This window comes from Paracoccus sp. PAMC 22219 (assembly GCF_000787695.1).
Lineage (GTDB): Bacteria > Pseudomonadota > Alphaproteobacteria > Rhodobacterales > Rhodobacteraceae > Paracoccus.
On the sequence record NZ_BBPH01000219.1, the window covers coordinates 1 to 8,374 of the forward strand.

Here is an 8,374-nt window from a genome sequence, read left to right on the forward strand (position 1 = left end):
GCGCGTCGACCCGGTCGGCGGCCGCGCGCATGGCCATTTCGCGCAACGCCGTCAGGTTGCCCTTGGAAAAGAAGTTCTGCACCGCCCGCGCGATCTGGTCCTGGACATAGACCTTGCCGGCGCGCAGCCGCTCGATCAGCTCTTCGGTGGGCAGGTCGACCAGCTCGACCTCGTCCGCACGCTCCAGCACGGCGTCGGGGACCGTTTCGCGCACGCGCACGCCCGAAATCCGCGCCACGCGGTCGTTGAGCGTTTCCAGATGCTGGACGTTCATCGTGGTCAGCACGTCGATGCCCGCGGCCAGAACCTCCTCGACGTCCTGCCAGCGCTTGTCGTGGCGGCTGCCGGGGATGTTCGAATGCGCCAGCTCATCGATCAGGGCCAGTTGCGGGCGCCGGGTCAGCAGGGCGTCCAGATCCATCTCGTGCAGGATGCGGTCGCGATAGAACTGCGCGCGCTTGGGCAGCAGGTCCAGCCCCTGCAGCAGCGCCTCGGTCTCGGCGCGGCCATGCGTCTCGACCACGGCGGCGACCACGTCCACGCCATCGGCCCGCAATCGGCGGGCGGCCTCCAGCATGGCAAAGGTTTTGCCAACGCCGGGGGCCGCGCCCAGAAAGATCTTCAGCCGCCCGCGCCCCTCGCGCTTGGCCTGCGCCAGCAGGGCGTCGGGTTCGGGGCGCAGGTCGGTCGCGGTCATGGATCAGCCTTCGATGTCCGGCGCAGTGGGGGCCTGCGGCAGCGTCGCGTCAAGGGCCAGATTGACCAGCAGCACATTCACGCGCGGTTCGCCGAACAGGCCCAGCCAGCGCGGTTCCAGTTGGGCATCGATGATCGCCCGAACGTCTGCCACCGGGACGCCGCGTGCCTGCGCGATCCGTCCAGCCTGCGCCGCGGCGTTTTCAGTAGAGACATGCGGGTCGAGGCCACTGGCAGAGGTTGTGACCGCGTCCACAGGCGCGCGGTCGGTGCGGTTTTCGGCGGCATAGGCGGTGGCGCGGGCGGTCTGATCCGCCAGCATCGTGGCGTTGGTCGGGCCCAGGTTCGATGCCCCTGCGGCTGCCGCGTCATAGCCCACCGCCGAGGGCCGCGGATGCAGGTATTCCGGGCTGTCGAAGGTCTGCCCGACCAGCGCGGACCCGATGATCTGCCCGTCACGATACACAAGGCTGGCATTGGCCATGTCCGGCATCAGGGCCTGTCCCAGCCCGGTCATCGCCAGCGGATAGGACAGCCCCGTCAGCGCGACCATCAGGCCAAGGGTGACAAGGGCGGGGCGGATATGTTCATTCATGGGGGGTCCTCCTAGACCAGGCCCAGGACGTTCACGGCCATGTCGATGACCTTGATGCCCAGAAACGGAACGATCAGGCCGCCAAGGCCATAGATCGTCAGGTTGCGCCGCAGCAGCACCGCGGCACTGGAGGGCGCATATTTGACGCCGCGCAGGGCCAGCGGGATCAGCGCCAGAATGACCAGCGCGTTGAAGATCACTGCCGACAGGATCGCGCTGGAGGCGCTTTGCAGCCCCATCACGTTCAGCACGGCAAGGCCGGGATAGGCCCCGATGAACAGCGCCGGAAGAATGGCGAAATACTTGGCCACGTCGTTTGCGATGCTGAAGGTGGTCAGCGCGCCCCGGCTGATCAACAGCTGTTTGCCGACCAGCACGACCTCGATCAGCTTGGTCGGGTCGCTGTCTAAGTCGATCAGGTTCGCGGCCTCCTTGGCCGCCGAGGTGCCCGAATTCATCGCGACGCCCACGTCGGCCTGCGCCAGGGCCGGTGCATCGTTCGACCCATCGCCGCACATGGCGACCAGCTGGCCCTTGGCCTGTTCGGCGCGGATCAGCTCCAGCTTGTTTTCGGGCGTGGCTTCGGCCAGGAAATCGTCGACGCCGGCCTCGGCCGCGATGGCGGCGGCGGTCAGGGGGTTGTCGCCGGTGATCATCACCGTGCGGATGCCCATCGCGCGCAGTTCGGCGAACCGGTCACGCACGCCGGGCTTGATGATGTCCTTCAGATGCACCGCGCCCATGATGCGCGCGCCTTGCGACACCAGCAGCGGCGTGCCGCCCGACCGGGCGATCTGATCGACGGAGGCCGCAAGGCCCGCATCCATCGCCGTGCCGGTCTGGCGCAGGATCGCATCGACCGATCCCTTGCGCAGTTGCGTGCCGTCGGTCAGGTCCGCGCCCGACAACCGGGTCTGGGCGGAAAACGCGATGGCCTGCGCGACATCGGCCATGGGCGCGTCCGCGCCGGGCCGCTTGCGGGCCAGTTCGACGATGGACTTGCCTTCGGGCGTGTCGTCGGCGCGGCTGGCGGCCAGTGCGGCGCGGGCCAGATCGGCGTCGCCAACGCCCTGCGCCGGGATCAGCGCGTCGGCCATGCGGTTGCCGAAGGTGATCGTCCCGGTCTTGTCCAGCAACAGCACGTCCACGTCGCCCGCAGCCTCGACCGCGCGGCCGGATTTCGCGACGACGTTGGCGCGGGCCAGACGATCCATGCCGGCGATGCCGATGGCCGACAACAGCCCGCCGATCGTCGTGGGGATCAGCGTCACGAACAGGGCCGCCAAGAACACCACCGAAATCGAGGTGCCGGAATAGCGCGCGAAGGGTTCCAGCGTGACCACGACCAGAAGGAAAATCAGCGTCAGACCCGCCAGAAGGATGTTCAGGGCGATCTCGTTCGGGGTCTTGGCACGCTCGGCGCCCTCAACCAGCGCGATCATGCGGTCCAGGAAACTGCGCCCCGGTTCCGACGTGACGCGCAGCACCAGCCAGTCGGATACGATCCGCGTGCCGCCAGTGACGGAACTGAAATCGCCGCCGGATTCGCGGATCACCGGCGCGCTTTCGCCCGTGATGGCGCTTTCGTCGACCGACGCCACGCCCTGGACCACATCCGCGTCCGCCGGGATGATGTCGCCCGCGACCACCAGCAGGATCTGCCCCTGCTTCAGTGTCGCGGACGGGACCATCGTCGCGCTGTCATGGGCGCTGTCGGGGCTGGCCAGAACGCGGACCATGGTGTCCGTCTTGGTGGCGCGCAGGCTGTCGGCACGCGCACGGCCGCGCCCCTCGGCCAGCGCCTCGGCAAAGTTCGAGATCAGGACCGCGGCCCACAGCCAGACGGCGATCTGCACGGCCGCCCCGGCGCCGGGCACGCCGGTAGCCAGGTCGCGCAGGCCAAGGACGGTGACCATCGCCGCCACCACGGCAGTGGCAAAGATCACCGGGTTCTTCAGCAGCAGGCGGGGCGCCAGCTTGGCCAGCGCCTGTCGCGCGGCGGCAGGGGCCAGCGCCGTCATCGACGGCACGGGAAGGGATTGCTTGGACATGGGACTTCCTCAGAAACTTTGCCCGCCCAGCATCGACACATGCTCGGCGATGGGGCCCAGAACCAGGGCGGGAAAGAAGGTCAGCGCGCCCAGGATCAGCACGGTGAGGGTCAGCAGCACGACGAACAGCGGGCCATGCGTGGGGAACGTGCCCGCGGTCGCCGGCGCTGGCGTCTTGACCGACAGCGACCCGGCGACGGCCAGCATCGGGATGATGATCGCATAGCGCCCCAGCAGCATGGCGATGCCCTGCAGCGTGGTGTGGAACGGCACCGCCGCCCCAAAGCCGCCAAAGGCAGATCCGTTGTTGCCGGTGGCGGAACTGTAGGCATAGAGGATCTCGGACAGGCCATGCGGCCCGGCATCCTGCACCGCCGACAGCGCCGACGGCACGGTGGCCGCCAGCGCGCCAAAGACCAGGATGCCCACCGGCATCGACAGGAAGGCCAGGACCGACAGCGTGACCTCGCGCCCCTCGATCTTCTTTCCCAGGTATTCGGGGGTGCGTCCGACCATCAGACCGGCCAGAAACACCGCCAGCACGACATAGAGCAGCATGCCGTACAGTCCCGACCCGACGCCGCCAAAGATGACCTCTCCGATCTGCATGTTCACCAGCATCACCAGCCCCGACAGCGGCATGAAGCTGTCATGCATCGCGTTGACGGACCCGTTCGACGCCGCCGTGGTGGCCTCGGCCCACAGGACCGACAGGGTGGCGCCGAAACGGACCTCCTTGCCCTCCATGTTGGGACCGGTGATCCCGGTGGCCTGCGTCAGCAGCGGGTTTCCGGCCTGTTCGGGGGCGTTCATGGCCAGAAGGCCGGCCATGAACAGCACGCCCATCGCGGCAAAGATCGCCCAGCCCTGCCGCCTGTCGCCGACCATGAGTCCGAACAGGAAGCAGAACGACACGGGGATCAGCAGAAGATAGACCGACTGGATCATGTTCGACAGGATCGTCGGGTTCTCCAGCGGGTGGGCCGAATTGACGCCAAAGAAGCCGCCGCCGTTGGTGCCAAGCTGCTTGATGGCGATCTGGCTGGCGGCGGGGCCTTGGGCGATGACCTGTTGTGCGCCCTCCAGCGTGGTGGCCTGCACATACGCCGACAGCGATTGCGGCACGCCCTGCCAGATCAGCACCACCGCCGCGACGATCGACAGCGGTAGCAGGATGTACAGGACCGACCGGACCAGATCGACCCAGAAGTTGCCCAGCTTTCCGGTGCCGGTCGCGACAAAGCCGCGGATGATGGCGACGGCGACGGCCATGCCGGTGGCGGCGGACACAAAGTTCTGCACGGTCAGGCCGACCATCTGGGACAGATAGGACAGCTGGACTTCTCCGGAATAGGCCTGCCAGTTGGTGTTGGTGACAAAGCTGATCGCGGTGTTGAAGGCCAGGTCCGGCGACATCGGGCCGATGCCCTGCGGGTTTAACGGCAGCACGCCCTGCAGCCGCAGGATCGCATAGAGGACCAGAAACCCTGCCAGGTTGAAGACCAGCACCGCCATGGCATAGCCGGACCAGGTCTGGGTATGCCGCGCGGCATTGCCCGCGGCCGACAGGAACGCCCGCTCGACCGGGGCGATCAGCGGGCTGGACCAGACGCGCTGACCGGTGAACACGCGGTGCATGTGGCCGGCCAGCAGCCAGGCCAGACCGACCGTCACCGCGCCGTAAAGCGCAAAGACAGGATAGGAGGACATGGACGCGCCCCCGATCAGAACCGGTCGGGGCGCATCAGCGCCACGACCAGATAGGCGAACAGGCCCGCCGCGACGGCAAGGCCAAGGATCAGATCGATCATCGGCGCCCCGTCACGAACGGGCCAGCGCGCGCGTTCCGGCCATCATTGCCAGAAACCCGCCTGCGCCAAGCAGAAGATAGATGATGTCGGACATGAACATCCCCTTGATGAGTGATGCCCGATCATCCCCGATGCCCGCGTCAGGATGCCATGCGTGATCCCGGGCCGGGGCGTAAAGGTCGCGTAAGGATCAGGCCGTCAGCGCCACGATCACCTTCGCGCAAAGTGTCTGCAGGTGTTGCCATCAAGGCAGCATCAGGGGTTGAACGATTGTGTACAGCCGGCCCCGCTTCTGTCAGGCATTGGTTGTCAAAGGGCGCCCGCTTTCCGCCAATACTGCAGATCAGGGCCATCGCGCCGTCTGCGGCGGCGGGCGCAGCAGCGTCACAGCGCTGCCTGGCCGTCGGTCCCGGTGCTGGGCGGTCATGTCGCGCCCGTTCAGGTGCAGCAGATCAAAGGCCACGGACCGGAACGGCCCTCCCGCTGCGACTGCGCCTTTTCAGGGGTTTTTCGGTATTTCAGGGATTTTGCGTGGTTTGCGATCCAGTCCATCGCCGCCAGCAGCACGCCGGAGATGACGAAGACCAGGTGGATCACGACCATCCAGCGGATCTGTTCGGGATCGTACTGGCCCACGTCCATGAAGACCTTGAGCAGGTGGATGCCCGAGATGGCGACGATGGATGCGACCAGCTTCAGCTTGAGGGCGGAGAAATCGACCTCTCCCTGCCAGTCGGGGCGGTCCTTGTGATCGGCCAGGTCCATGCGGCTGACGAAGTTCTCGTAGCCGGAAAAGATCACGATCAGCAGCAGGTTCGCGGCCAGGCTGAGGTCGATCAGCGCCAGGATGCCCAGGATCGCGTCGTTCACGGTCATGACCGGGACGATCATCACGAAACGAACCAGCTCCATGATGAAGATCCAGACCAGCACCAGAAGCGCCAGCGCCAGCCCCAGATACATCGGGGCCATCATCCAGCGGCTGGCAAAAAGGCCGCGTTCAATCAGTCGTTCCATTGTCGACGCTTTCGGAATTCGGAAAAAGGTTACAGGCCCAGAAGGCCCAGCATGGCACGGGTGATGATCACGATCGCACTGGCCAGAAAGACGGTCGATGCGATGCCGAACAGCACGCCGCCGGTGATCCAGACGCCGTCACGCTCCAGCGCGCCTAGGGCGATGATGGCGATGGCTGCGGCGGGCAGCAGGTTGCCGAACGGGATCGGCAGGACCAGCACGATCGACAGAAGCAGGCAGACCGCGCCCAGCAGCCGGAACGCGACCGGCGTGCTGAGGGTCGGGATGCGTGGGCGCAACAGCCGCTCGACCCGGTTCAGATAGGGCATCGCCCGCGCGACGACGGTCCGGAAATGGTCGATGTCGAAGGACCGTGCCGCCAGGAACTGCGGCAGCCAGGGCATGCCGCCGCGCATCATCTGCCAGGACAGATACAGCATCGGCAGTCCCAGCACGGCCGAGGTGCCCGGCGGGTTGGGAATGACATTGGCAAAGGCCAGGATCAGCAGCAGCCCGATCAGGCCGCGGTCCCCCAGGGCCAGGATCAGCTGGCCCACCGATATGCGCGGCTGGTCCCAATCCGCCGCCAGGGCCGTCAGGACGTCGCTGAGTGTCGGGCGCCGGTGCGACGGCGCGACTGTATCGGGGGTCATTCAATGTTCCTGGTCACGCGGACCAACGGTCGGAAAAAAGGGGGGTGACGCCCGCCGGGCGGGCGTCACCCGGAGGATCATTCCTCGAAACCGCCGTCGTCGAAGCCTGCGTCGTCGAAGCCGGCCTCGTCCTCCATCGCGGGTTCCTGTTCCATCTCGGAGGCTTCGGCGGGGCCTGCGAACATGCCGCCGATGGCATTGCCCAGCAGCACGCCGCCGGCCACGCCGATCGCGGTCTGCGCGGCGCCGGCCATGAAGCCGCCGCCGGCGGGGCGGCCGCTGTTCCACGGCCCGGACCCTTGCTGGCCCTGCGGGGCTTGGCCGTATCCCTGCGGGGCTTGGCCATAGGCCTGGGGCGCAGGGCGCTGTGCCATCGGGCGGGGCTGTTGCGGCTGGCTGCCGCCGAACAGGCGCCCGAACAGGCCGCCGGCCTGCGGCTCGGGCTGGCGCTGTGCCTGCTCCATCTGGCTTTGCGCGGCGTTCAGCGCCTGTTCCTGCATGATCACGGTCTGGGCCATGTAATAGGCCGCGCCGGGGTTGCGGGCGATCAGGTCGGCGATCAGGGCCTCGGCCTGGGGGTCGCGATGGGGCTGGGCCTGGGCGGCCTGGCCCAGCTTGCCGAACAGTCCTTCGATGGCGTGGCGGTCGTTCTGGTCCATGAGTGTGGTCCCTTTCGTCTTATTCTTCGCGCTGGCCGGTCAGGCTCAGCAGCAGCTGGAACAGGTTGATGAAGTTCAGGTACAGCGACAACGCGCCCATGACCGCCAGTTTCTGGTGCGTCTCGGCATCGTGATGTTCGCCGTAGGCCAGCTTGATCGACTGCGTGTCCCAGGCCGTCAGGCCGACGAAGACCAGGATGCCGATGATCGAGATCGCGAACTGCAGCGCGGACGAGCCCAGGAAGATGTTGATGATGCTGGCGATGATGACGCCGATCAGGCCCATGATCAGGAAGCTTCCGAACTTCGACAGGTCGCGCTTGGTGGTATAGCCGTAAAGGCTCATGCCCGCGAACATGGCGGCCGCCCCGAAGAAGGCCCGCGCGATCGAGGTGCCGGTGAAGACCAGGAAGATCGAGGCCAGCGACAGGCCCATGACCGCGCAGAAGGCCCAGAACAGCGTCTGCGCCGTGGCGGCAGAGACGGTCTCGATCCGGAAGGACAGGAACATCACGAAGGCCAGCGGCGCCAGCATCACCACCCACCGCAGCGGCGTCGAGAAGATCGGCACATAGATCGCCGGGACCGAGGCGACCGTCACCGCGACCAGCCCGGTGACCAGCAGGCCCAGACCCATGTAGTTGTAGATGCGCAGCATGTGCGCGCGCAGGCCGTCGTCATAGGCGGCGGCGGGGGCGAACCCGGCGCTGCGGCCGGTCTGGCGGATGGGTTGCATGAAAGCCTCCGTTGGTTGGTGTCAGTAGAGCGTGTCCGACAGCGCGACCGAGGTCGCCAGCAGCGGGTCGGCATGGTCCTCGTCCGCGACCAGGACATGCGCGATCTCTCCGATCTGGAACCAGGCGATGCCGTGGTCGGGCGTCTGGTGCAGGCG

General features: G+C 66.9%; 8 protein-coding genes and 1 pseudogene. All 9 read right to left on the reverse strand.

What is annotated here, in order from left to right:
- Positions 1-697 (reverse strand): annotated as a pseudogene (locus TY51_RS18920) (two-component sensor histidine kinase); the annotation flags it as partial.
- Between the two features lie 3 nt (positions 698-700).
- On the reverse strand, positions 701-1,291 hold the full coding sequence (gene kdpC / locus TY51_RS18925; RefSeq protein WP_042252760.1) for a potassium-transporting ATPase subunit KdpC: 591 nt from the start codon (positions 1,289-1,291) through the stop codon (positions 701-703).
- Positions 1,292-1,302: 11 nt separating this feature from the next.
- A complete protein-coding gene (gene kdpB / locus TY51_RS18930; protein ID WP_042252763.1) occupies positions 1,303-3,342 on the reverse strand; it encodes a potassium-transporting ATPase subunit KdpB in 2,040 nt (679 codons plus the stop codon).
- A gap of 9 nt (positions 3,343-3,351) precedes the next feature.
- The gene (kdpA, locus tag TY51_RS18935) at positions 3,352-5,052 is read right to left on the reverse strand and encodes a potassium-transporting ATPase subunit KdpA (protein ID WP_042252765.1); all 1,701 of its coding nucleotides are present in this window, start codon (positions 5,050-5,052) and stop codon (positions 3,352-3,354) included.
- 14 nt (positions 5,053-5,066) lie between these two features.
- Positions 5,067-5,153 (reverse strand): K(+)-transporting ATPase subunit F, encoded by an 87-nt coding sequence (gene kdpF / locus TY51_RS24665; protein WP_042252766.1) that lies wholly within the window; start codon positions 5,151-5,153, stop codon positions 5,067-5,069.
- Between the two features lie 438 nt (positions 5,154-5,591).
- The gene (locus TY51_RS18945) at positions 5,592-6,170 is read right to left on the reverse strand and encodes a TIGR00645 family protein (RefSeq protein WP_042252770.1); all 579 of its coding nucleotides are present in this window, start codon (positions 6,168-6,170) and stop codon (positions 5,592-5,594) included.
- Between the two features lie 29 nt (positions 6,171-6,199).
- The gene (locus tag TY51_RS18950; RefSeq protein ID WP_042252772.1) at positions 6,200-6,823 is read right to left on the reverse strand and encodes an exopolysaccharide biosynthesis protein; all 624 of its coding nucleotides are present in this window, start codon (positions 6,821-6,823) and stop codon (positions 6,200-6,202) included.
- A gap of 77 nt (positions 6,824-6,900) precedes the next feature.
- Entirely contained in the window at positions 6,901-7,482 is a 582-nt protein-coding gene (locus TY51_RS18955; RefSeq protein WP_042252777.1) for a DUF2076 family protein, read from the reverse strand.
- Positions 7,483-7,501: 19 nt separating this feature from the next.
- Complete coding sequence (locus TY51_RS18960; protein WP_042252780.1) at positions 7,502-8,218, reverse strand: Bax inhibitor-1/YccA family protein; 717 nt, start codon at positions 8,216-8,218, stop codon at positions 7,502-7,504.
- Positions 8,219-8,374: the final 156 nt, after the last annotated feature.

Coding starts and splice junctions, on each gene's coding strand:
- kdpC (WP_042252760.1), bottom strand. CDS start 1,291: ATGAATGAACATATCCGCCCCGCCCTTGTCACCCTTGGCCTGATGGTC.
- kdpB (WP_042252763.1), bottom strand. CDS start 3,342: ATGTCCAAGCAATCCCTTCCCGTGCCGTCGATGACGGCGCTGGCCCCT.
- kdpA (WP_042252765.1), bottom strand. CDS start 5,052: ATGTCCTCCTATCCTGTCTTTGCGCTTTACGGCGCGGTGACGGTCGGT.
- kdpF (WP_042252766.1), bottom strand. CDS start 5,153: ATGATCGATCTGATCCTTGGCCTTGCCGTCGCGGCGGGCCTGTTCGCC.
- TY51_RS18945 (WP_042252770.1), bottom strand. CDS start 6,170: ATGGAACGACTGATTGAACGCGGCCTTTTTGCCAGCCGCTGGATGATG.
- TY51_RS18950 (WP_042252772.1), bottom strand. CDS start 6,823: ATGACCCCCGATACAGTCGCGCCGTCGCACCGGCGCCCGACACTCAGC.
- TY51_RS18955 (WP_042252777.1), bottom strand. CDS start 7,482: ATGGACCAGAACGACCGCCACGCCATCGAAGGACTGTTCGGCAAGCTG.
- TY51_RS18960 (WP_042252780.1), bottom strand. CDS start 8,218: ATGCAACCCATCCGCCAGACCGGCCGCAGCGCCGGGTTCGCCCCCGCC.